This window comes from Bacillus sp. FSL M7-1345 (assembly GCF_038006985.1).
GTDB lineage: Bacteria > Bacillota > Bacilli > Bacillales > Bacillaceae_G > Bacillus_A > Bacillus_A cereus_U.
Map to the genome: position 1 here is coordinate 3,566,286 of NZ_JBBOWG010000001.1, position 23,103 is coordinate 3,589,388.

The following is a 23,103-nucleotide window of genomic DNA, read 5'->3' on the forward strand; positions in this document are numbered from 1 at the left end:
AGGAAAAAATATGATTCAACGCTTTATAGAACTCGGAGAAGGCTACTCTGACTTATATGAATTACTTGAAATTGCCAAAACAAACCAAGAACGTGTAACACATATGCTACAATTCGAAACTGTAAAAAACGAAAAAAAAATGTGTTCACTTGTTGTAATACTAAAACCGACAACTACTGGTGATTTCCAACCATTATACATATGTCGTGAAGGCATTCCTTTACTGGAAAATAAGAAAAGTAAACGTGTCGTTTTATTTGAAGAAATGGCGGAACAAATAGGGAAAAAAGTTACTCCCTTTACTGTAAAACCATCAACAACTTTCCCTGAAAAAGAACTATTTTTTAATCATCTAATTGGTATTTTACGAATGAACAATTTCATTCCTCCAATGAAATAACACGTTATTTCAAATAAAAAAAACCCCTGCTAAATTTAGCAGGGGTTTTTTTCACTTAGCTATAATCGTATTCTTTTGCCCGATCAGGACGCGAATTTTCGAATTCTGTTTTTAAAAATGGGCGATACGACTGTTCTACTTTTTTCACAAAAGGAAGTTTATTCAATTTTTGCATCATATGCTCAATTTGTTCCATATCACAATATACAACGGCATATTTCAAACGTTTTGATATGTAATGAATGTTACCATATTTCCTTAAAATCTTGGCATGTTTCAATGAATGTAAATAAACAATCATACTTTGTCGTTGCCCGAACATAATCTTCTCCATCTTCTCCTTTTAAAAACTTATATTCTTATATTTTATGAAAACCAATCAAAAATTTATGACATTAAAGGACAAACTCTGTATACGTTTTCTTCTATATTCTAAAAAACAGGGTAAATTACCCCGTTTTTTTACAACCACAACCGCCTCCGGTACCACAACCACCGCCACAGCCACCCGCATCAAAAAACGGATTTCCTGTTGGGACTTTAACGGAAGATGACACCTCAGAACCTATTGCTACACTAACTTCATCTAATAACTTTTGTAAAGCAGTTTCTGCTCTTTTAAAGGCTGCAACCTTATCATGCATATCTACAGAACGCTTTAATTCCCTCATTTTCGTTGAAACGAAAGTATAATCAGGATGATATTTACCAAAACGTTGCACTTCTTCGTATCGCTCTTTCATCACTGTAAATTGCTGAATTAGCGTCTGGACCTCTATATCTTCTTGTAAATCCTTATAATACTTACGATAATCTTCTGCTATATCTGAACAGATAATCGCTTTTGCAAGCTGCTCTGCCTTATCTAAAATCAATACGCTTTCCAGCGTCGCTACAATCATGAGAGACACCTCCGAGTATTCATCATAACACATTTGGAACAGAACTACTAATTGAAGTGTCTCACCTAAAAGAAAGATATGATACTAACTACTTTTCATACCATCCCCTTGCACTCTTATACACTAATATGCTCCGCAATATTATATTTAAGAACATCCCATTTCCCGCTATTCTCTTTCACGTAGCTAATACATGCGTTTTTTAACGGCGTTTTAAATGTAATTTCATCTGGTGCAATTGCGTGTAAAATAGCTTTTATTGCATGTGAATGCGCAACAATGATAATACGTTTATCTCCATGTGCTACTGCAACCTCTTGTAAAGCCGTAAAACAGCGCTCTACAATTTCTTTATCCTGCTCCATTCCTTCTACATTACCTTCTGCAATTAACTCTCTAACGGCCGCAACTGGTTTCCCAGAAGCTTCCCCAAAATTACGTTCCATAAATCGCTCATCTAATAAAATAGATGGTAATCCAATAGCCCCAGCAATTTCCTTAGCTGTTTCTTGCGCTCTAATTAACGGACTACTTATAATTATATCCCACGATTCCGCTTGCAAGGCAGCTGCACTTTGACTCGCTTGCTTCTTCCCAACCTCGTTAAGTGGAATATCTTCGCGCCCTTGAATAATCTCTTGAAAGTTCCAATCAGTTTGTCCATGTCGTACTAAACAAATTTCCGTCATGCTGCAACTCCTTTTTTAAATAATGCGATTCTATTGTAACAAAAGTTTTGCATAACGGACATAGTTTTCCCTTCCAATTACGTCGTATTTTGCTGCTTCATATACTGGAACATATCAATCATAATTGAAGCAACCGCCAATTGATTTTGAAATTTTTCCACTTTATCTGGTATCGTTTTTTTGAAATGCTGCATGGCAGCTAACTCAAAAGCTTCTTTTTCTTCTGGGTTACGCGTCAATTTCCGGTACCAGTATGGCTGTTCCCGAATATAGCGAGCTAAATCCTCATCAGCTTTTATAAACTCCATAAGCTCTGCTCTCATCCTCTTTCCCCCTAATCCTTTTGAAAGAAAAAAGGATTATTTTCAGAAGTACTTTGTTCTGGCTGCGCACGGTTCCCTTGAAATTGTTGGATAACTTGTTGCACGCTACCAATCGCACTCGTTACATTTGCTAAATGATGTTGCATTTGTTCTACGTCTAACTTTTTAAAGAAAGAAAGCATTTGCCCCATCACATCAGCAGTTTTTTCCTCTTCTGTTCGACTTTCTTTTTCTTCTTTATTTTCTTTTACCGAAGAAAAAGCAGGTGCTCCATCAGGTCTATACGCTGTCCATATTTGATCTTCTTCACCAAGTAAGTACCATTCTTCATAAAATTGCTGCCAAGTTTTTTGACCACCTCTAACCTCATGAACCATTTTAGGGTGATGGTTTACAAACTCTTTAAACTGTTGAACCGATGGATGTAACGGCCCTTTTGTTGTTGGCATAATCCTCACCTCTTCATGTATATCTACTATATTGTAAGAAAAAAAAGGCACATGGTTCGCCTATTTTTAGACGATTCATGCACCTTTTTATCTCCCTATTTGTGGACAGTAAGACTCCTACTGATTAAAGTTTCATTTTATTTTCGGATAAAGTTTTGAGTGTAAAATTTATCATATACCCCAACACCTAATCCAGTAAATTGTTCATTTAATAAATTCTTTCTATGCCCCTCACTATTTAACCAACCTTGTACCGCCGCAATTCCATCACTATGTTGCGCCGCTATATTCTCACCAGCAAGTTGAAAAGCCACTTGCCCACGTTGCAAACGATCTCCTAACGTACCAAAAGTAGGTGAATCGTGTGAAAAATAATTATTATCCTTCATATCTTTACTATGGCCAAATGCAACATCTGCAGTTTGTTGGTCCGATGTTAACAACGGTAATTGATGACGACTTCGAATAACATTTGTTAAATCGAGAATTTGTTGCATATTCCCATTTTCAACTTGCTTCATTTTTTCTGGCGTCAGCGGCTGTTCCGCTATTAATTCACCTGAATAAACAAGTTGATATGGTCTTTGTCGTAATAACGTTTCATCATCCATATAACGAAGACCAACAAGCTCATGTGTAAAGTGATCAAAGTATAATTGTGCCCATCCATCTTCTACAGGTACTAGCGGTTGTTCCATTACTTCCGTATCAGATAACTCAAATTGATAACTATTCTTTCCTCTTTTTAATGAAATCTCATGTGAAAGTGGATTCTTTTTATATACCTCTTCATACTTTTCATTTATATAATAGGGAGCCACCTTAACTTGCTCACCAGCAACATACGCCGTTACAACTTTACGTTCAGCAACTCCAAATTGAACATACTGAGCTAAATCTTGGTTATACACCCACCATTCATATCCATAAGCAGACGGCTCTATTCGAGACGGTTCGCCCCACTTCGCTAATAAATTCTCAGAGTCCCCACCAATCATACTTAAAACAGTATCTGTGGATTCTTCATTTACTTGCTTCTTCTTTTTCACAATTTTATTTTCTTGCTTAGAGTGAGATGGGGTTAATATATATTGTGATACGAGTAACTTCCCGTATAAATCAACAGCTAAAATTAAAAATGTAATCATTACGATACGCAATAATTTCTTCAAACGATATACCTCCTGAACAAAGCATAAAATCGAGATATACACAAATCCTTTTCTTTCCTTTTTTGTGTGTACCGTACTCTTTTCACTATATCATATTTTCACGAAAAAAGTCTGGAATATCCCTTTTCTCGCAATATGAATTGCACTTTCTTATTATTCATACTATTATAAAAATAATGCACTAACATTAAAAGAAGGAGGTATTCTATGCAATTTACAAATACAAACTTTAATGATGCAGTCGTTGATTTAACTCTTTTAACTGAGATTATGGAAAACAATCATTTTGTACTTGCTGGACAATGGGATTACGAACGCGTTACATATGATTATAAATTTGAAATATTAAAGGATATTTATTATTTACGTGTACAAGGATTTGCTGTTGAAGGTGACATCGGCGGCAGACACGCTCAAGTAAAACTATTGCCACCCTTATTAGGAAAACATTATTATCCTCATGGCGTTGAATATGGAGATGACGAGATTTTCCCAACGAATGTACTTCAAAAAAGCGAACAACTCCTACAAAATATTGAAAAAGAGTTGAAAGAATTTCAAATTATTGAATAACAAAAAAACTAGCGCATTAACACGATGCGCTAGTTTTTATTTCGTCTGCAAATAAGGAGGTAACTCTTGCAGCTGCTCTTTATCCTTTTCACGCTCTCTACGTGCCCAGTTAAAGAACACATAACCGATAATCGTACCGTACACTATTTCCTGGACAATTTTCATAATGATACCACCTGTTTGCTGGTCTTGTACTACCGGCATCCAATGTAAAAATTCTGGTCCAGTTATATTTAAATCTGATAAAGTACCCGCCGGTACACAGAGTTCCATTGCCTTCATCCAAGCGGCCGGATCTGTATATGTTGCAAATAATGGTGCAGTCGCAAAAATTATTAACGCACAAGCTGGCGTTAATAACATACCATTAGCAAACATATAACCAAGCTTCTTAATATCACTTAAAGTTTGATATTCTGGCAGCGGATTTAACATCGGCCACCACATCATCATTGCTGCAAAAAACAATATAGCAAGGCAAATCGGATGCGCTATTTGACTTTGTTTTACTGCATCAAAAACAATTGGCAAATGATAAAAGGAAAACAGGCCATTAAATACAAACAACGCAATAAGCGGCTTAGCAAAAAACTTTATCCCAATTTGAATGAACTTAAAAGAAGTAATATAACGATATAACCAAACTGGTATACCAAGCAGTAATAACGGCGGCACCGCAATATACATTACTGCCATCTCAAACATATGTGCACTAAATATAATATGACCAATTAAATCAATAGGTCCTCCCTTTACAAAATACAAAAGAACAATCCCAGTCGTAAAATAAAAAATTTGCTTCTTACTTACCTTCGTCGCATTTTCAAATCGCGTTCTATATGGTCCAATAATTAAAAAATAACTAATAAGAATCGAGATCATAAATAATAAAAAAATTGGACTCCATAAAGCTTGAAAACCAAATACCCATAAGTTTTCCATTTCCACACCTACCTTTTCAAAATCCTTATATTTCATATAAAAAGAGGGCTATGATAAATCAGAGCCCCCTACTATCACTGTTTAAATCCACACAATTGTCATAAAGGCTAATATTGTTAATAAACCAATTAACAATCCAGAGTACAAGAAGAAACTCGCCGCTTCATGCCCTTTATGACTCATATGCATGAAATAATATAACTGAAATATAACTTGAATGACTGCTAACAATAATATAAATGGAACCGAAAAAATCGGGCTAAATGTTTTCGGATATGCCACCGCTGCAAATGCAACTAATGTTAAAAAAATCATTAGTGAAAATGTAACAACTTGGTGCTTCATTTCCTCTGCACTTTTTCTCTTCCGATAAACAAGATCCACCTTAGGATTATTCGTTTGCTTAACCGCCATTGTTTATCCCACCATTCCCATCAAATATACTACAGTGAAAATAAACACCCAAACTACGTCAATAAAGTGCCAATAAATTGATGCAACATAAAACTTTGGTGCGTTGTATAAATTTAAACCTCTCTTCGCGTTTCTAAAGATTAATGTTAAAATCCAACATAATCCAAACAACACGTGGAGCCCGTGTGTACCAACAAGAGCATAAAATGCAGAACCAAATGCACTACTTCTCATAGTATGCTTAAATTCATGCGTATAATGATAAAACTCATATATTTCAAACCCCAAAAATCCTAAGCCAAGCAACACTGTTACAAGTAACCAAAGTTGCATTTTCTTAAAGTTAAAATTTTTCATATGATACATTGCGTATACACTCGTTAAACTACTTGTTAACAAAAGCATCGTCATAATGAAAACGAGTGGCATTTGAAACATCTCTTGAGATGTTGGTCCACCATTTGTAGAGTTCTTTAACGCTAAATATGTGCCAAATAAGGAAGCGAACAACACTGTTTCGCCTCCAAGAAATAACCAAAAACCAACAAACTTATTTTTCCCCTCAAGGGTCGCTTTTTCAGGCTCTGCTGGAAATGTTTCATTCGTTAATTTCTCATCTACATGCATTACGCCTTGCCCCCCTTATCATCTAGATCTTCCTTATGAATATGATATCCATGATCATCAATTACTGAACGAAGGAACATTGTACCAAACGTAATGATTAAACCGATAATCGCTACTAATAACCAAAATTTATCTTTGCCACCCTGCATATACATCGCACCAAAAGCAGCTATAAATAGACCTAGAGAAATAATAAACGGTGAAAATGAAGAATTTGGCATATGAATATCACCGACCGGTTCCGCTGCTGTCATCTCTTTATTACCCTCACGTTTTTCAATCCAAAACGGATCTAATCCACGAACAAATGGTAACTGTTTGAAATTATATTCCGGTGTAGGTGCTGGCATTGTCCACTCTAACGTACGCGCATCCCACGGATCACGACCAGCCTTCTCTTTTGATACCGTTGTTTTTATTACATTGAATAAAAGAACAATCGTTCCAAGAGCCATAAACACTGCTCCAATAGAACTAATCATATTCCCCATTTCCAATCCTTGCCCCTCTAGATATGTGTAGTAACGACGCGGCATACCGATTAGGCCCAGGAAATGCTGAATAAAGAACGTTAAATGGAAACCGATAAAGAATAACCAAAATGTTATCTTTCCTAACGTTTCATTTAATACTTTATTAAACATAAGTGGCCAATAATAATGCGCACCTGCAAGTAAACCAAATACAACACCACCAACAATTACATAATGAAAGTGTGCTACTACGAAATAATTATCATGAAACTGATAATCAGCTGGTGCAGAAGCAAGCATAACTCCTGTAACTCCACCCATAACGAAGGATGGAATAAAAGCTACCGCCCACATCATTGGTGTTGTAAACCTAATACTTCCACCCCACATTGTAAAGAGCCAGTTAAATATTTTAATACCCGTCGGAACTGCAATTGCCATTGTTGCAACCGAGAAGATAGCATTTGCAACAGGCCCAAGACCAACAGTAAACATATGATGCGCCCATACCATAAATCCTAAAAATCCTATTAATACTGTCGCGAACACCATCGAGGAATAACCGAATAATCGTTTTTTCGAAAATGTGGCGAAGATTTCTGAGAATATTCCGAAAGCTGGGAGTATAAGAATGTATACTTCCGGATGACCGAAGATCCAGAATAAATGCTCCCATATAATCGTGTTCCCACCTAGTGCCGGATTAAAGAAACTTGTGCCAAATAAACGATCTAACATTAAAAGTCCTAATCCTACAGTTAATGGTGGAAATGCAAATAAAATAAGTGAAGATGTTACAAATGTTGTCCATGTAAACATCGGCATGCGCATGTAAGTCATCCCTGGCGCGCGCATATTAATAATTGTAACAAGGAAGTTAATACCTCCAATTAATGTACCGATACCTGATATTTGCAAGCCGAGTACATAAAAATCAACACCATGTCCTTTAGAGGCTAAAGCTAAAGATGCATACGATGTCCACCCTGCATCAGGCGCTCCTCCTAAAAACCAACTTAAATTCAAAAATAATCCACCAAAGAAAAATAACCAAAATCCGAGCGAATTCAAAAACGGGAACGCCACATCACGTGCTCCAATTTGAAGTGGTACAGCGGCGTTCATAAATGCAAACACGAGTGGCATAGCTGCGAGGAAAATCATTGTTGTACCGTGCATCGTTAATACTTGATTATAGGCATCCCCAACAAGAAAAGCATTGTTAGGAATCGCTAACTGCAGGCGAATAAATAGTGCTTCTATTCCACCTATTACAAAAAACAATCCACCTGCAATTAAATAGAGAATGGCAATCTTTTTATGGTCTACTGTCGTTAAATAATCCCATATGACAGCACCCATCCCCTGTTTTTTTGCTACAGAACTCACGTTTTCAACCTCCCCTTCGCAAATGATCCCTCTTTACTTTTCAATCTTTAACGTTTGTAAATATGCATTTAATGCATTAATTTGATCATCCGTTAAGTTGCCATATTTACCAGTCATTTTATTACCTGGTTTCATATTTTCAGGATCTTTGAGCCATTTTTTTAAGTTCTCCTCATTATTTTCGGCAATACCAGCAACCATATCGCGATCTGCAAAGTTTGCTAAGTTCGGTGCGATACGAGCAGAAGGTGGTCTACTATCATTTGATCCAACTGCATGACAACCAATACAGCTTTTATTAAATATTTCTTGACCTTCTTGCGCCTTTGTAGAAGCTACTTCTTTTTTCCCATCAATCTTCTTCATGTCAGCAAGCCATTTTTTGTACTCGCTTTCATCCAGAGCTTTCACTTTGAACTGCATTAAAGAATGTGATGGGCCACAAAATTCTGTGCAAAAACCATTATAAGTGCCCGATTTATCTGCCTTTAACCACATTTTGTTTACATTATCTGTATTTGTATCCATTTTCCCAGCTAAAGATGGAACCCAAAACGAATGTTTAATATCGGCACCCTTCAAATTCAAATACACTTTCTTACCTGTGGGGATAACTAAATCTTGAGAAGTTACTATTTTTTCTGATTTATAAGAAAATTCCCACCAATAAAGATTCGCTGTTACATCAACAACGATAGTATCTTTATCAATATTCTTTTTCTCCATCGCACTTACATCAGCAAGCTTGAATGTATATGTAACAGTCGGAACAGCCAAGATTAACAAAAGAATAATCGGAATAACTGTCCATATAATTTCTAGTTTGTGATTTCCTTCAACTTGCTCTGGAATATAATCTTCCTCACCCTTTTTTTGTCGGAAACGCACAATTACATATAAGAAAATAATAGTAACTACAAGTACTACTCCTACCATGATTGCACTCGCTAGCAAGAGCAAATCATATTGCATTTTTGCTACTTCCCCTTGCGGAATTAAAGTAGACTGAAAAGCTTTACCGCATCCCCCTAACAGTAAAGCCAGCAGTGAAACGAACGAAAGCAGTCGCCACTGTTTCTTCATACAAACAACCCCCACTTTCTTTGTGAATTAGATTGTACTTTATAGTTAAGTAAAGTAAATCTCAACGTAAAGAAATCCAATTATGTCGTTGTCTTAGAAGAATGTAACTACAATCATTGACACAAATAAGATTGTTAAGTAATTCAGGGAATAAACAAACATTTTTACGGACCACTTGATGTCATCTTGCTTACGGAAGCCATAAAACCCTAATGCGATCCATCCGATGTTAAGCAATGTTGCAATTACCATGAATGTTATTCCAAGCCCACTCATATAAAATGGTAGTGGTAATAAACATACTGTCCAAATCATAATCTGACGTTTCGTAATATCAAATCCCTGTACAACAGGAAGCATTGGGATTCCTGCATTTCGATATTCATCAACACGCTTCATCGCTAATGCGAGGAAATGTGGGATTTGCCAAATAAACATAATTAAAAATAACATCCAAGCAATTGGATGATTTAAAGACGGATCAATTGCCGCCCATCCAATTAAAGGTGGAACTGCTCCTGATATACTACCTACAACAGTATTTAACGTATATTTTCTCTTCGTCCATAACGTATATAAAACAACATACGTGAAGGCACCAATAAATGAGATTAACACTGCCATCGGTGTAGTAAGTAATAAAAATGCAAAGCCAAGAAGTAAAATTACAAGTCCAAATGCAAGTGCAAAGCCAGGTTTATATTTACCTGTTACCGTTGGACGGTTTTTTGTTCTTTCCATTAATGGATCGATATCTCGGTCAATGTAGTTATTTAAACAACATACCCCAGCCATAATTAATGCAGAACCAACGATTGTGAAAAATAGCTTATCTAGATTGTCCATAACACTCAATCCATTAAAATGTAAAGCCAACCAAAATCCTGTAAATACAGTAAGTGTATTTGAGTTTACAATCCCCATTTTAACGAGCGCTGATAAATCTTGTAACCGAGTTGTTTCCGGTACACTTGAAACAGCTGACTCATCATGCAGCTCACTTGTTGCATGGTTCATCACTTTAACCCCCTCTTAAACCTATCATCTTTCTAAGCACATATTTCATGTGAAATATTTCGCTTCTATACAGCAATATTATTACAGTAGAAATATTGTTAACCCATTCTACTACTAATCTACGCCCATACTCCAATATATTAAATCACATTTCCCGAACATTTTGTGAAGAAAACATGAACTTTTTGTGTCGAACATTAAAAAACTTTATTCCAATTTATCCTTATCATAACATGATGTTATCTTCTATAATAAACTATTTTGTCATATTTAGCATGTATTCTCCCCATTTCTTTTCAAAACAGCCTGAATTTCACCTAAAATATGTATTTAAAATCCCATTTTTTTCTTTATACTACGTAGGTTGTCCTCGCCCTCCATTTCTTTGCTATTTTATTATTTTTTATATATCATAGGACTGTAGCACGTTTTATTCTATACATAATGGAATGAAAATATTTCGCAATAACTTCATAGCAGAAAGATGGTGAAAGAGATTGCAACGCTTTATTAAATGGTTAGCAGTCATTACAAGTCTCGATTTATTAGTAGTTTTACTAGGAGGCGCTTTAGTTACAAAAACAGGTTCAGGCCAAGGATGCGGCAAATCATGGCCACTTTGTAACGGTGAATGGTTTCCATCTAATTTATCAATGGAAACTATTATTGAGCTAAGTCACCGCTTAACATCGGGATCAGCAGGAATCCTTGTTACTCTTCTTTGTATCTTGTCCTGGAAATATTATAAACATGTGCGCGAAACAAAAACGTTAGCAATTTTATCCTTCGTATTTTTAGTTGCACAAGCATTAATGGGGGCGGCAGCAGTTGTTTGGGGACAAATGCCTGCAGTATTAGCTATTCACTTCGGTATTTCCTTAATTTCATTTGCTTCTGTCATCTTGTTAACGTGTCTTATTTTTGAAATTGATCAGAAATTTGATGCACGTTCACTTATTATGGACAAAAAAATGAAATTTCATATTTATGGTGTAACAATTTACAGTTATATTGTTGTCTACACAGGAGCTTTAGTACGTCACGAACGAGCTACCTTAGCCTGTCCAGACTTCCCTTTATGTAGTAAAAACAGACCTATGCCAACTCAACTACATGAGTGGGTCCAAATGGGGCATAGAGTTGCAGCGATGTTAATATTCGTTTGGATACTTTACGCGATGTTTATAGCTATTCGTCATTACAAGCAGCAGCGTGTAGTATACTGGGGATGGATTATTTCATTTATCCTTGTTACACTTCAAGCTATAGTAGGGATTTTAGTCGTATTTACAAATGCTAGTTTAGCGATGGCATTATTACATTCACTCTTCATTTCTTGCCTGTTTGCTGTACTATGCTATTTAGTTATGATAGGTACAAGAAGTACAGTCAATGCAAAAGAAACTGAATCAACTTCTAAACAAAACAAAATAAAGTAAAACTTTAATACCTTGCCAATTCGGCAAGGTATTATTTACACACAAAAAAGAGCTGCTTTCGCACAGCTCTTTTTCTTTATTTTAATGATCTAATTCAATGAGTAAATCTCCCGTTTGAATTGCATCCCCATCATTTACATATACTTTTTTCACTTTACCACTGAATGGCGCTTGAACCGTCGTTTCCATTTTCATCGCTTCTGTAATTGCCATGGAATCACCTTTTTTCACTTCATCGCCTTCTTTTACAACTACTTTAATAACAGTTCCCGGCATCGTTGCGCTAATATGATTTGGATTTTCACGATTCCCCTTCACACGCTGTGCAACAGTTGATTTCACGCTTTCATCTTTCACTACGATTTCACGCGGTTGTCCATTAAATTCCAAGTAAAGCACACGATTTCCATCTGGCTGCGGTTCTCCAATGGAAACTAGTTTAACCATCAATGTTTTACCTTGTTCGATTTCTACATCAATTTCTTCACCAAGTCTCATTCCATAGAAGAAAGTAGGTGTATCAAGCACAGATACATTTCCATAAAGCCCAACAACTTTTTCGTAGTCCATAAACACTTTTGGATACAATGCATATGCGACTACATCAAAAATTGTTACTTCGCGTCCAAGTTTGTGGAATAACTCTTCTTTTAAAGCATCAAAATCTACTGGCTCTAATAATTCACCTGGTCTTACTGTCAACGGCTCTTTCCCTTTTAAAATAATATTTTGTAATTCTTTCGGGAAACCACCATATGGTTGACCTAAATCTCCAGAGAACATTTCAACAACAGATCCTGGGAAGTCCATAGAATCTCCACGCTCTAAAATATCTTGTTCTGTCAGATGGTTTTGAACCATAAATAATGCCATATCACCGACAACTTTAGATGATGGTGTTACTTTTACAATATCTCCAAACATATCATTAACACGACGGTACATCACTTTAACTTCATCAAAGCGATCTCCTAAACCAACCGCCTTCGCTTGTTGTTGAAGATTACTATATTGTCCACCTGGCATTTCGTGCATATATACCTCTGTGTGAGGAGCGTTCATACCACTTTCAAATGGTGCATAATATTTACGTACATCTTCCCAATAATGAGATAGTTTTTCTAATGAGTCTATATTAACATCTGGTTGTCTTTCATTTCCGCCTAACGCATAGTATAGTGTATTCGCACTCGGTTGTGACGTTTGACCAGCCATAGAACTCACCGCTACATCGACAATATCAACGCCTGCTTCAATTGCCTTCGTATACGTTAAAATACCATTTCCGCTCGTATCATGTGTATGCAGGTGAATTGGAATCGACACCGTCTCTTTTAGTGCTGAAACTAAATCATATGCTGCGTTTGGCTTTAATAAGCCCGCCATATCTTTAATCCCTAAAATATGAGCTCCTGATGCTTCCAACTCTTTTGCTAAATTTTTATAATAATTTAAATCATATTTACTGCGTAACGGATCATGAATGTCTCCTGTGTAACACATTGTTGCTTCTGCAATTTTACCAGTATCTCGTACAGCATCAATTGCAACTCTCATACCTTCTACCCAGTTTAAGCTATCAAAAATACGAAACACATCAATTCCAGCTTGCGCGGAACATTCTACAAATTTTTGAATTAAATTATCTGGATAGTTTTTGTATCCAACTGCGTTTGAAGAACGAAGTAACATTTGGAATAAAACGTTTGGCATTTTTTCACGAAGATCTAGTAATCGTTCCCATGGATCTTCTTTTAAGAAGCGATACGCAACATCAAACGTTGCACCGCCCCACATTTCCGCTGAGAATAAGTTTGGTAACATTCTCGCTGTCGGCTCTGCAATATGATGTAAATCTTTTGTACGAACACGCGTTGCAAGTAATGACTGATGCCCATCACGGAATGTTGTATCCGTTAAAAGTACACGCTTTTGATCTTGTACCCACTTTACTAATCCATCCGCTCCACGTTCATCTAAAATTTGTTTCGTTCCATTTTGGATTGGCTCTGAGTGTAGTACATTCGGTATACGAGCATCCGGGAAAATTGGTTTCTCTTTTTTCCCTACTCCTGGGAAACCATTTACTGTTACTGTACCAATGTAATTTAACATTTTCGTTCCGCGGTCTTTACGTTTCGGGAACAAGAACAGTTCAGGTGACGCGTCAATAAACGAAGTATCATACTCTCCCGATAAGAAGTTTCTATGTTTTACTACATTCTCTAAGAATGGAATATTTGTTTTAATGCCACGAATACGGAATTCTTTTAAATTACGTTCCATTTTTGCAGCAGCTTGTTCAAAAGTAAGCGCCCAAGTTGTAACTTTTACAAGTAAAGAGTCATAGTACGGTGTAATAACTGCACCTTGGAAACTATTACCTGTGTCAAGACGCACACCAAAGCCACCGCCTGATCGATACGCCATAATCTTCCCTGTATCAGGCATAAAGTTATTAAGTGGGTCTTCTGTCGTTACACGAGATTGAATTGCATAACCATGCACAATAATCTCTTCTTGTTTCGGCACACTTACCATCTTGCTATGTAAAGCATGTCCATCTGCAATTAAAATTTGTGATTGAACAATATCGATTCCTGTAATCATTTCTGTAATTGTATGTTCTACTTGAACACGTGGGTTTACTTCAATAAAGTAAAATTCATCATCTTTCACTAGGAATTCAACTGTTCCAGCATTTAAATAATTTACATTTTTCGTTAACTTTACTGCAGCATCACAAATACGCTGGCGCAAATCATCTGAAAGCGACACGCTCGGTGCAATTTCAACTACTTTTTGATGGCGTCGTTGTACAGAGCAATCACGCTCATATAAATGTACAACATTACCTTCTTCATCTGCTAAAATTTGTACTTCTATATGTTTAGGTTTTTCAACGAATTTTTCAACGTACACTTCATCATTACCAAAGGCTGCTTTTGCTTCTGATTTCGCGCGATTATACGATTCTCTTAATTCTTCACTAGCACGTACAATACGCATACCGCGACCGCCGCCACCAAGGGATGCTTTAATAATAATCGGGTAATCATACTTTTCAGCAAATTCTTTAACTTCTTCTATTGAATCTACTGGACCATCACTACCAGGAATAATTGGAATTTGTGCTAGCTGCGCTTGTGTTCTTGCTTTAACTTTATCTCCAAACATGTCTAAATGCTTACTTTTTGGACCGATAAAGATAATCCCTTCTTCTTCACAACGTTTTGCAAATTGAATATTTTCTGACAAGAAACCATATCCAGGGTGGATTGCATCTACATGATTACTTTTCGCAATCTCAATAATGCCTTCAATATCTAGATAAGCATCAATTGGCTTTTTCCCTTCCCCAACTAAATAGGACTCATCGGCTTTATAGCGATGATAAGAACCGCTATCCTCTTTAGAATAGATCGCAACTGTGTTTAATCCCAGTTCTGAACATGCTCGGAACACACGAATTGCTATCTCTCCACGGTTAGCTACCAATACTTTTTGAATACGTTGCAGCTTTGTCATGATTTTCCCCCTCTATTTTCTTACCACTCTAGAGATAAAATACATACACACTCTAAAGAGCGTGAAGTTCTTCACTTTCTACATTATATTATACTTAGAAAGCTTCACTTTATTTTTATCCATCATACCTTATTTTTCAACAAATGATAAGTTTTCTGATCAATTTGTTTCACAAAAATAGTATAGCATACCTCTTCCTTTTCTAACAACACTATTGTATATCACATTCACTTAAATGTAATATACTTTTCATTTTAAAAGAATCAATATTATATCACATTTGAAACCTAACAAAATAAAAAACACATTGAACTCTAGAGTTCAATGTGTTTTTTATTTTACAACAACAAGATGTGGTCCACCTTGTTCTATTTCTTTAGTCATTTCATTTTGTTGTTTCTCTTGTCGTTTGACTTGACTAGCAATATTTAATAATATGCCCATTGCAAGTAGATTAGCTAATAAGGAACTCCCACCGTAACTAACAAACGGTAACGGTACCCCTGTAAGCGGTATTAACCCCGACATACCACCGACATTTATAAAAGTTTGAACTCCAAGCAAGCTTGCAATTCCGATAGCTATTAAACTTCCAAACGGATCTTTACACTTTTGTGCAATTCTAAATGAACGAATAATAATGAGTAACAAGCAAATCAAAATAACAGCTACACCAATAAAACCTAGCTCTTCAGATATAATTGCCATAATAAAATCTGTTTGCGGTTCTGGTAAGTAGCCATATTTTTGGACACTGTTCCCTAATCCTCTACCGTTTAGCTCTCCTGAAGCAATTCCAATAAATGAATTTATTAATTGGAATCCATCCTTTTGCGGATCGCTAAATGGATCAAGAAAAACTGAAAAACGTGCCTTTTGATATGGGCTTAATGCATAATTTCCGAGAAAATATAGTGCCGGAATCCACACTATAGAAGTTAAAACAATTCGTTTAATCCATAAGTTAATCCGGACTCCCGAACAAAGAAACATAATTCCTACCGTTCCCGCAATTAACAAATCGGTACCTAAGTCATTTTGAAGTAAAATTAATCCCATCGCTCCACCAACAACAGCTAGAGGAGGAATTATCCCTTGTACAAAAGCTGTTTGCGTTTCTTGTTTCTTAGCAAAAAAGTTTGCTAACGTAATAATAACCGTTATTTTCACAAACTCAGCTGGTTGTATACCTAATATCCATCCTTTTGCACCATTTACGTCCTTACCGAAAATCAAGGCTGCTGATAATAGACCAATACTCCCTATTCCCATTGCGATCAAAACTATTCGCTTTCTCCACAACTTATAAGGAATAGCAACGATAATCGCTAACATTATCGTTCCAATAGCTAAAGCAATTAATTGTTTTTTAAAAAAGTAATTTGCTGGCCAGTTATGCCTCGAAATCGCAACAATGGAACTAGAACTATATACCATTATAACTCCCAACACACATAAGATAACAAGAGGAAGTAATAATGAATAATCCATCGATTTCCATACTTTTTTCATTTCATTTCCTCTTTCTGTTTCAATTTAATTATTGTTGTATTCCATATGTATATAGGTTCTTCCTTCTTTATTATACAAATAAAAAGCCCAAACTATTTCAGTTTGAGCCCCCTTATTTGAACCCGTTATTGTTGTTTGTTTGTAAACGCTTCATGAAGTGCAGACAACTCACGTTCGAGCTCTCCTAACATGGCTTTCCCTTGTTCTTCTGCAATAAGACCAAGGCGAACCGCAAAATCGACCTCGCGGGATAGTCCAAACATTTGTGTGTCTAATACTTCTTCATATAATGGACATTGCGGCATTGTAAGATTGTCCATTTGTACCTTAATAAGTCTTAAAATCTTCTCTGCATCCGCTTGTAGAAGGGCTAGTGCCTTTTCCTGATGATTTGATACTGTCTCAGACGCCAAATTGATTCCCTCCGTTTCCGTCCTACTCTCTCATATCTATTAATATTAGCGATAGTTTTAATAAATTGCAATAGAAACATTTTTTGTGACAACAGTGCCTAATACTATTATACTGAAAAGTGGGAGTATAACACAAATGGGGGAACAACAATGAGCGAAATTTTATTTATTAATGGAAAAGTTCGTTTTCCAATCACTATCGATCCAACTGTATGGATTTTCGATGATCGAAAAATAGATTTGACAACTTACTTTGATGAAACTAGAGAAGAATCATCCGAATTAGAAACATACTTAAAACATACTTCAGAGCATTGGGATCGCGAAATCCGTGATGGCGCTGCCTTCCCGCCAATACAACAAAGTGTAAAGAAATATAAAAAAGAACAGCTTATTAACGGGACATTTGGCATACCACTTCATCCATTTCTTAAAAATGCTGAAATTTTAGAAGATGCTACTCAAGTCGAAATTGAAACCACAGACAATACAATTACACTTCCGTTAGAAACAGCCCATAAAGCTATTCTCGGTTTTTCAAAAGAAGGTAAACCATTACGAGAAGACGGGCCTGTTCATCTATATTTCCATGATGGATCTAATAGACAAAACCCGATTCGTAACATCCGTAAATTTACAATCATTTAAATTGTATAATTAAAAGAAAAAAAAGGAGTGAGCTTAGGCTCACTCCTTTTTATAATAAATCCGCTGCTAGTTGTGCTAAATTAGAACGCTCTCCTTTAACAAACTTTACATGACCACTAATACGTTGTTCTTTAAACTTCTCTACAACGTATGTTAAACCATTATTATATTCATCTAAATACGGGTGATCAATTTGCTGAGGATCCCCCATTAATACAATCTTACTTTTTTCGCCTACCCTTGTTAATATCGTCTTCACTTCATGCTTCGTTAAATTTTGTGCCTCGTCAATAATAATAAACTGATCTGGAATACTTCTCCCGCGTATATAGGTAAGCGCTTCTACTTCAATCGAACCCATTCCAGCTAAAATAGCATCTAGCTCCCCAGGCTTTTTCGTATTGAATAAATACTCTAGATTATCAAAAATCGGCTGCATCCACGGTCTTAATTTTTCCTCTTTCTCTCCTGGTAAATAGCCTATATCTTTTCCTACCGGTACAATTGGTCTCGCGACAAGTAGTTTTTTATATAACCCTAAATCTTCCGTTTGCATTAGTCCCGAAGCTAATGCAAGTAACGTTTTTCCTGTACCGGCTTTCCCTGTTAACGTTACAAGTGGAATATCTTCCCGAAGTAGCAATTCCAACCCCATAATTTGCTGCACGTTTCGTGGGCGTATCCCCCACACTTGCTCATTGTGAAAAATAAGTTTTTTTACCTTCTTACCTAAATGATCCACAATCCCAAGTGCAGAGCTAGAACCCCCTAGTGCATCTTTCATTACAACAAACTGATTTGGATAAAAAGGATGATTTGCGATTTCAGATAAAGGTAGTTCACCTTTTTCATAAAAATAATCTAACTGTTCTTTTGATATATACCCTTCTAAAAATCCTGAATATATATTTTCCACTTCGATTACTCGGTCACTTAAATAATCTTCGGCCTGCAATCCGATTGCATCAGCTTTTACCCTTACGAGTACATCTTTACTTACTAAAATAACTGATTTTCCGTCCTCTTTTTCTTGTTCTTCTAAAGAGAGGTTTTTCGCTACCGCTAAAATTCGATTATCATTTGTTTTTTCTACAAAAATATCTTGCAGTTGAACAAATGAGCGATGATTTAATTCAATACGAAATGTACCGCCGTTTTCTAACGGAATACTTTCATGCAGCTTTCCTATTTCGCGAAATTTGTCGATTAACTTAGATACATAGCGAGCATTTCGTCCTACTTCATCCATATAACGTTTTTTCGAATCAACCTCTTCTAATACAACTGCTGGAATCACTACTTCATTTGTTGCAAATGAAAAAATAGATAAAGGATCCTGCAAAAGTACATTCGTATCTAACACATAAATTTTATCCAACCTGTTACCCCCTGACTCCACTTTTAAATTTGTAGAACAAGGGTTTCATCCATAAAATATGGACGAACCATTGTTATAATTATATGTACCGTAAAAACGAGGTAGAATCGAAATTCATAGAAATTAAACCTTTTCTTTATTTTTTATTCATTTCTATTCAATATATTACTTTTTATTATAATTTTTCACATTAAATCACAATACTCACTTATAAAAGTTTATGAACGATGTTCCTATTCATCTTCTTTATAATTCTTTCATTCCTACTAATACTTGATTATCAAGCTTTTTAGCAGCTCGAAGATCATATGTTTTTTCATATGTTGGTTCAGTAGCAAGTTTCGCACCATAAAACATAACATCACGAACTTCTTGTACATTCACTTCTACTACCGTTAATTTTAGAGGAATCCCTTCCATTCTATCTGTTAAAATTTTACTTTCACCACTTATGGAAAATACGGATTCATTCGCCATTATAGTCAATACAACCCCTGCACTATGCCGTATATTCCCCACAATACGTGAGCGTTGATCTACCGCAAATCGAATACTAGTTTCACTCACTGCATATACCCAAGAAATAGCACTTACGTTAGGAATTTGTTTTTCGAAATCTATTGTTGCTATCATAACGATACACTCTTTACGCAAAGATTGTACTAAATCACCTGTCAATGTAGGCTCAACTACATTCGCCATATTTCCACCTCCAAATATTATTTATATATCCTTATCATAACCTATTTTTCGAATTGCGAAAATATTATTTTTTCCCGCTATTATTCAAAAACATTATACTTCCATGATATACTTATACTGATAGAATTCGTATTGAGGTGACGAAATGAGAGTCAAATGTATGATTTGTGATAAAAAAGATATGTTAGATGACGAAAATCCTATGGCAAAAAAACTGCGTAATCGCCCTATTCATACATATATGTGCATGGAATGTACGGAACGAATTGCAGAGCGTACTATGGAACGCCATGCGAGTGGTAATTTCCGATTATATCGTGATAAAAAAGTAGAAGACGATTGGTAAACCGGAAATAAGTCCTTAATCATATAGATAAGGACTTATTTGTATTTTTCTGGTTCACGATTCATCTGATCCAAAAAACAATCAATGGCTTCTACCGGAAATCTTGCACACCTTATTTCTCCATCAATTTCATATGTAATCAAATACATTTCCTCGTTCTTTTCAACTTCTACATTTCGTAATTTATGCTCTTCATATATCATATTTTGAAATAATACATACGTTTCTTGTGCAGCGCTATCATCTGGACGTGCTTCCGCAACCGTTTTAATTGTTAACCAATTATATAATGCATCTTGTACTGAGCGCATGAAAGCCCCTCCTTTTCTCACCCTGTTTTTTGTTGTTTGGCTTGACGTAAACGCAGTCTATAAATTCCAAGTACAATTGCCGCTACAACGAGCCCCTCTCCAACGGGTAAAAAAACTGCAAAAAAAGTTAATACCGTGCATCCAATTGCTAAAGATGTATATATCACTATATTTTTTAGTACCGATAGCTTCCTTGCAAATCCTAAATTATATACAAGTGCACTTAATAAAATTATTGTTCCATAAAGCAACCACATCCCTACCTCTGGATTTTCATCAACTTTACAAAGTTTCGCGAAAAATGACATTCTTTCTAACACTATCTTTCACCTCTCCTCATGAAACAAATTCTCTTTTATGTACTTAATACAAGAGTAACTCGCAAAAAAAATACTGTCCACAAAAAAGAGTAAATATTCAAAAAAAATAAACATAAAACAAAAAAACAGCTACCTTTTATAAAGGTAGCTGTTCTATTATTTTATGCTTCAACAGATTTCTTTTTCTTAGCAGCTCTTTCGCGCTCACTCTTATCAAGAATCTTTTTACGTAGACGAATTGATTCTGGAGTTACTTCACAGAACTCGTCATCGTTTAAGTACTCTAATGACTCTTCTAAAGTCATTAAGCGTGGTTTTTTCATTGTTGAAGTTTGATCTTTCGTCGCAGAACGAATGTTAGTTTGTTGTTTCATTTTTACAACGTTAACTGTTAAATCATTCTCACGTGTGTGTTCTCCAACGATCATACCAGCATATACTTCTGTACCTGGTTCAACGAAGATTACACCGCGATCTTCAACTTGCATAATACCGTATTGTGATGCTTTTCCTGCGTCAAGTGAAACTAGAACACCTTGGCGACGTCCACCCACTTGTCCAGCATGTACTGGTTGGTAGCAATCAAATGTGTGGTTTAAAATACCATAACCACGAGTTAATGTTAGGAATTCTGTTGTGTAACCAATTAAACCACGTGCTGGAACCATGAAAGTAAGGCGAACTTGACCGTTTCCGTTATTCACCATATCTAACATTTCACCTTTACGTGCACCCATTGATTCCATAATAGAACCAGTGTATTCTTCAGGCACATCGATTTGTACGCGCTCTACAGGCTCACTTCTTACGCCATCGACATCTTTAATAATTACTTCAGGCTTAGATACTTGTAGTTCATAACCTTCACGACGCATGTTTTCAATTAAGATAGATAAATGTAATTCCCCGCGTCCAGATACGATCCATGCATCAGGAGAATCTGTATTATCTACACGTAAACTTACATCTGTTTCTAATTGTGAACGAAGACGCTCTTCAATTTTACGAGATGTAATGAATTTACCTTCACGACCTGCAAATGGGCTGTTATTTACAAGGAATGTCATTTGTAGTGTTGGCTCATCAATACGTAATAATGGTAAAGCCTCTTCATGCTCAACCGGACATACCGTTTCACCTACGTTAATGTCTTCCATACCTGAAACAGCTACTAAATCTCCAGCTTTTGCTTCTTGAATTTCTTGACGTTTTAATCCAATGTAACCAAATAATTTAGTTACACGGAATTGTTTTACACTTCCGTCAACTTTCATTAATGCAACTTGTTGTCCTACTTTCATTGTACCACGGAATACGCGTCCAACCCCGATACGACCAACATAGTCATTGTAATCAAGAAGTGCTACTTGGAATTGAAGTGGCTCTTCGCTGTTATCAACTGGTGCTGGAATATGTTCAATAATTGTGTCAAACAATGATTTCATATTCTCTTCTTGATTTGCTGGATTTGAATCTAAGCTTGCTGTTCCGTTCATTGCTGATGCAAATACAACTGGGAACTCTAATTGATCTTCGTTTGCACCAAGTTCGATGAATAAGTCAACTACTTCATCAACTACTTCATCAGGGCGAGCGAAGTCACGGTCAATTTTGTTTACAACAACGATTGGAGTTAAGTTTTGCTCAAGAGCTTTCTTTAAAACAAATCGTGTTTGTGGCATACAACCTTCATATGCATCAACAACAAGTAGAACACCATCAACCATTTTCATGATACGTTCTACTTCTCCACCGAAGTCAGCGTGACCAGGTGTATCTAAAATGTTAATTCTTTTATCTTCATAGTGAATCGCAGTATTCTTCGCTAAAATTGTAATACCACGTTCTCTTTCTAGATCATTTGAGTCCATTGCGCGTTCTTCAATATGTTCATTCGCACGGAACGTCCCCGCTTGACGTAATAACTGGTCAACAAGTGTTGTTTTACCATGGTCAACGTGGGCAATAATTGCTATATTTCGTAAATCTTGTCGTTTTTTCAACATGTCCAACTCCTAATGTCTTTTTAATCCTTCTCTATTATAAGAGCGAA

General features: G+C 36.0%; 25 protein-coding genes. 5 read left to right on the top strand and 20 right to left on the bottom strand.

Annotated features, from left to right (window positions below):
- Positions 1 to 10: 10 nt before the first annotated feature.
- Positions 11 to 400: a DUF7147 family protein gene (locus MHB76_RS18470; protein ID WP_002111466.1), complete on the top strand. Its 390-nt coding sequence runs from the start codon at positions 11 to 13 to the stop codon at positions 398 to 400.
- Between the two features lie 55 nt (positions 401 to 455).
- On the opposite strand, the gene MHB76_RS18475 is transcribed toward MHB76_RS18470, so the two are convergent.
- The 6 genes from MHB76_RS18475 to MHB76_RS18500 all read right to left on the bottom strand — a co-directional run bounded on the left by MHB76_RS18475 (position 456) and on the right by MHB76_RS18500 (position 3,935).
- Entirely contained in the window at positions 456 to 722 is a 267-nt protein-coding gene (locus tag MHB76_RS18475) for a YlbG family protein (RefSeq protein WP_002088292.1), read from the bottom strand.
- 127 nt (positions 723 to 849) lie between these two features.
- Complete coding sequence (locus MHB76_RS18480; protein WP_002111468.1) at positions 850 to 1,302, bottom strand: YlbF family regulator; 453 nt, start codon at positions 1,300 to 1,302, stop codon at positions 850 to 852.
- A 116-nt stretch (positions 1,303 to 1,418) separates the two neighbouring features.
- A complete protein-coding gene (locus MHB76_RS18485) occupies positions 1,419 to 1,991 on the bottom strand; it encodes a histidine phosphatase family protein (RefSeq protein ID WP_002160690.1) in 573 nt (190 codons plus the stop codon).
- Between the two features lie 77 nt (positions 1,992 to 2,068).
- Positions 2,069 to 2,314: a YlbE-like family protein gene (locus tag MHB76_RS18490; RefSeq protein WP_002014770.1), complete on the bottom strand. Its 246-nt coding sequence runs from the start codon at positions 2,312 to 2,314 to the stop codon at positions 2,069 to 2,071.
- Positions 2,315 to 2,325: 11 nt separating this feature from the next.
- Entirely contained in the window at positions 2,326 to 2,763 is a 438-nt protein-coding gene (locus MHB76_RS18495; RefSeq protein ID WP_078172908.1) for a YlbD family protein, read from the bottom strand.
- 137 nt (positions 2,764 to 2,900) lie between these two features.
- Complete coding sequence (locus MHB76_RS18500) at positions 2,901 to 3,935, bottom strand: CAP domain-containing protein (RefSeq protein WP_078172907.1); 1,035 nt, start codon at positions 3,933 to 3,935, stop codon at positions 2,901 to 2,903.
- A gap of 207 nt (positions 3,936 to 4,142) precedes the next feature.
- Here MHB76_RS18500 and MHB76_RS18505 point away from each other — a divergent pair, with 207 nt between their 5' ends.
- Positions 4,143 to 4,508, top strand: coding sequence for a YugN family protein (locus MHB76_RS18505; RefSeq protein WP_002066906.1), 366 nt, complete (start codon positions 4,143 to 4,145; stop codon positions 4,506 to 4,508).
- Between the two features lie 36 nt (positions 4,509 to 4,544).
- On the opposite strand, the gene ctaG is transcribed toward MHB76_RS18505, so the two are convergent.
- From ctaG to ctaB, 6 genes are all read right to left on the bottom strand, one after another.
- Positions 4,545 to 5,450, bottom strand: a complete 906-nt coding sequence (ctaG, locus tag MHB76_RS18510) for a cytochrome c oxidase assembly factor CtaG (RefSeq protein WP_078172993.1) — start codon at positions 5,448 to 5,450, stop codon at positions 4,545 to 4,547.
- 81 nt (positions 5,451 to 5,531) lie between these two features.
- The gene (gene ctaF / locus MHB76_RS18515; RefSeq protein ID WP_002014776.1) at positions 5,532 to 5,864 is read right to left on the bottom strand and encodes a cytochrome c oxidase subunit IVB; all 333 of its coding nucleotides are present in this window, start codon (positions 5,862 to 5,864) and stop codon (positions 5,532 to 5,534) included.
- 3 nt (positions 5,865 to 5,867) lie between these two features.
- Positions 5,868 to 6,491, bottom strand: a complete 624-nt coding sequence (ctaE, locus tag MHB76_RS18520) for a cytochrome c oxidase subunit III (protein ID WP_000557861.1) — start codon at positions 6,489 to 6,491, stop codon at positions 5,868 to 5,870.
- Positions 6,491 to 8,326 carry a cytochrome c oxidase subunit I gene (gene ctaD, locus MHB76_RS18525; RefSeq protein WP_171903074.1) on the bottom strand — a complete coding sequence of 612 codons (1,836 nt, stop codon included), beginning with the start codon at positions 8,324 to 8,326 and terminating at the stop codon, positions 6,491 to 6,493. The genes ctaE and ctaD overlap by 1 nt, the downstream gene beginning before the upstream one ends.
- Positions 8,327 to 8,386: 60 nt before the next feature.
- Positions 8,387 to 9,436 (bottom strand): cytochrome c oxidase subunit II, encoded by a 1,050-nt coding sequence (coxB, locus tag MHB76_RS18530; protein WP_002088304.1) that lies wholly within the window; start codon positions 9,434 to 9,436, stop codon positions 8,387 to 8,389.
- A 93-nt stretch (positions 9,437 to 9,529) separates the two neighbouring features.
- Positions 9,530 to 10,453 (bottom strand): protoheme IX farnesyltransferase, encoded by a 924-nt coding sequence (gene ctaB, locus MHB76_RS18535; protein WP_002111479.1) that lies wholly within the window; start codon positions 10,451 to 10,453, stop codon positions 9,530 to 9,532.
- Positions 10,454 to 10,950: 497 nt separating this feature from the next.
- On the opposite strand from ctaB, the gene ctaA reads away from it, so the two are divergent.
- Positions 10,951 to 11,892 (top strand): heme A synthase, encoded by a 942-nt coding sequence (gene ctaA, locus MHB76_RS18540; RefSeq protein WP_002160688.1) that lies wholly within the window; start codon positions 10,951 to 10,953, stop codon positions 11,890 to 11,892.
- A gap of 81 nt (positions 11,893 to 11,973) precedes the next feature.
- On the opposite strand, the gene pyc is transcribed toward ctaA, so the two are convergent.
- From pyc to MHB76_RS18555, 3 genes are all read right to left on the bottom strand, one after another.
- The gene (gene pyc / locus MHB76_RS18545) at positions 11,974 to 15,420 is read right to left on the bottom strand and encodes a pyruvate carboxylase (protein WP_078172906.1); all 3,447 of its coding nucleotides are present in this window, start codon (positions 15,418 to 15,420) and stop codon (positions 11,974 to 11,976) included.
- 333 nt (positions 15,421 to 15,753) lie between these two features.
- Positions 15,754 to 16,932 carry a putative lipid II flippase FtsW gene (gene ftsW, locus MHB76_RS18550; protein WP_002160686.1) on the bottom strand — a complete coding sequence of 393 codons (1,179 nt, stop codon included), beginning with the start codon at positions 16,930 to 16,932 and terminating at the stop codon, positions 15,754 to 15,756.
- Between the two features lie 125 nt (positions 16,933 to 17,057).
- Positions 17,058 to 17,345 carry a YlaN family protein gene (locus tag MHB76_RS18555; protein ID WP_000135698.1) on the bottom strand — a complete coding sequence of 96 codons (288 nt, stop codon included), beginning with the start codon at positions 17,343 to 17,345 and terminating at the stop codon, positions 17,058 to 17,060.
- 150 nt (positions 17,346 to 17,495) lie between these two features.
- On the opposite strand from MHB76_RS18555, the gene MHB76_RS18560 reads away from it, so the two are divergent.
- Complete coding sequence (locus tag MHB76_RS18560) at positions 17,496 to 17,993, top strand: hypothetical protein (RefSeq protein ID WP_078172903.1); 498 nt, start codon at positions 17,496 to 17,498, stop codon at positions 17,991 to 17,993.
- A gap of 49 nt (positions 17,994 to 18,042) precedes the next feature.
- Here the strand turns inward: MHB76_RS18560 and MHB76_RS18565 are convergent, their stop codons facing one another.
- Together MHB76_RS18565 and MHB76_RS18570 are read right to left on the bottom strand one after the other, a co-directional pair.
- On the bottom strand, positions 18,043 to 19,371 hold the full coding sequence (locus tag MHB76_RS18565) for a PhoH family protein (protein ID WP_002088317.1): 1,329 nt from the start codon (positions 19,369 to 19,371) through the stop codon (positions 18,043 to 18,045).
- 246 nt (positions 19,372 to 19,617) lie between these two features.
- On the bottom strand, positions 19,618 to 20,073 hold the full coding sequence (locus MHB76_RS18570; protein WP_002160684.1) for a pyridoxamine 5'-phosphate oxidase family protein: 456 nt from the start codon (positions 20,071 to 20,073) through the stop codon (positions 19,618 to 19,620).
- 145 nt (positions 20,074 to 20,218) lie between these two features.
- Here MHB76_RS18570 and MHB76_RS18575 point away from each other — a divergent pair, with 145 nt between their 5' ends.
- Positions 20,219 to 20,419 (top strand): YlaI family protein, encoded by a 201-nt coding sequence (locus tag MHB76_RS18575; protein ID WP_002111485.1) that lies wholly within the window; start codon positions 20,219 to 20,221, stop codon positions 20,417 to 20,419.
- A gap of 35 nt (positions 20,420 to 20,454) precedes the next feature.
- On the opposite strand, the gene MHB76_RS18580 is transcribed toward MHB76_RS18575, so the two are convergent.
- The 3 genes from MHB76_RS18580 to typA form a co-directional block, all read right to left on the bottom strand.
- Positions 20,455 to 20,730, bottom strand: coding sequence for a hypothetical protein (locus MHB76_RS18580; RefSeq protein ID WP_002146008.1), 276 nt, complete (start codon positions 20,728 to 20,730; stop codon positions 20,455 to 20,457).
- Positions 20,731 to 20,747: 17 nt separating this feature from the next.
- Positions 20,748 to 21,050 carry a YlaH-like family protein gene (locus MHB76_RS18585; protein ID WP_002160683.1) on the bottom strand — a complete coding sequence of 101 codons (303 nt, stop codon included), beginning with the start codon at positions 21,048 to 21,050 and terminating at the stop codon, positions 20,748 to 20,750.
- A gap of 161 nt (positions 21,051 to 21,211) precedes the next feature.
- Complete coding sequence (gene typA, locus MHB76_RS18590) at positions 21,212 to 23,056, bottom strand: translational GTPase TypA (protein ID WP_078172902.1); 1,845 nt, start codon at positions 23,054 to 23,056, stop codon at positions 21,212 to 21,214.
- Positions 23,057 to 23,103: the final 47 nt, after the last annotated feature.

Coding starts and splice junctions, on each gene's coding strand:
- MHB76_RS18495 (WP_078172908.1), bottom strand. CDS start 2,763: ATGCCAACAACAAAAGGGCCGTTACATCCATCGGTTCAACAGTTTAAA.
- ctaE (WP_000557861.1), bottom strand. CDS start 6,491: ATGCATGTAGATGAGAAATTAACGAATGAAACATTTCCAGCAGAGCCT.
- MHB76_RS18470 (WP_002111466.1), top strand. CDS start 11: ATGATTCAACGCTTTATAGAACTCGGAGAAGGCTACTCTGACTTATAT.
- MHB76_RS18485 (WP_002160690.1), bottom strand. CDS start 1,991: ATGACGGAAATTTGTTTAGTACGACATGGACAAACTGATTGGAACTTT.
- ctaG (WP_078172993.1), bottom strand. CDS start 5,450: ATGGAAAACTTATGGGTATTTGGTTTTCAAGCTTTATGGAGTCCAATT.
- MHB76_RS18575 (WP_002111485.1), top strand. CDS start 20,219: ATGAGAGTCAAATGTATGATTTGTGATAAAAAAGATATGTTAGATGAC.
- typA (WP_078172902.1), bottom strand. CDS start 23,056: ATGTTGAAAAAACGACAAGATTTACGAAATATAGCAATTATTGCCCAC.
- coxB (WP_002088304.1), bottom strand. CDS start 9,436: ATGAAGAAACAGTGGCGACTGCTTTCGTTCGTTTCACTGCTGGCTTTA.
- MHB76_RS18580 (WP_002146008.1), bottom strand. CDS start 20,730: ATGCGCTCAGTACAAGATGCATTATATAATTGGTTAACAATTAAAACG.
- MHB76_RS18490 (WP_002014770.1), bottom strand. CDS start 2,314: ATGAGAGCAGAGCTTATGGAGTTTATAAAAGCTGATGAGGATTTAGCT.
- pyc (WP_078172906.1), bottom strand. CDS start 15,420: ATGACAAAGCTGCAACGTATTCAAAAAGTATTGGTAGCTAACCGTGGA.
- ctaF (WP_002014776.1), bottom strand. CDS start 5,864: ATGGCGGTTAAGCAAACGAATAATCCTAAGGTGGATCTTGTTTATCGG.
- MHB76_RS18570 (WP_002160684.1), bottom strand. CDS start 20,073: ATGGCGAATGTAGTTGAGCCTACATTGACAGGTGATTTAGTACAATCT.
- ctaD (WP_171903074.1), bottom strand. CDS start 8,326: ATGGGTGCTGTCATATGGGATTATTTAACGACAGTAGACCATAAAAAG.
- ctaB (WP_002111479.1), bottom strand. CDS start 10,453: ATGAACCATGCAACAAGTGAGCTGCATGATGAGTCAGCTGTTTCAAGT.
- MHB76_RS18475 (WP_002088292.1), bottom strand. CDS start 722: ATGTTCGGGCAACGACAAAGTATGATTGTTTATTTACATTCATTGAAA.
- MHB76_RS18560 (WP_078172903.1), top strand. CDS start 17,496: ATGAGCGAAATTTTATTTATTAATGGAAAAGTTCGTTTTCCAATCACT.
- MHB76_RS18505 (WP_002066906.1), top strand. CDS start 4,143: ATGCAATTTACAAATACAAACTTTAATGATGCAGTCGTTGATTTAACT.
- ftsW (WP_002160686.1), bottom strand. CDS start 16,932: ATGAAAAAAGTATGGAAATCGATGGATTATTCATTATTACTTCCTCTT.
- MHB76_RS18480 (WP_002111468.1), bottom strand. CDS start 1,302: ATGATTGTAGCGACGCTGGAAAGCGTATTGATTTTAGATAAGGCAGAG.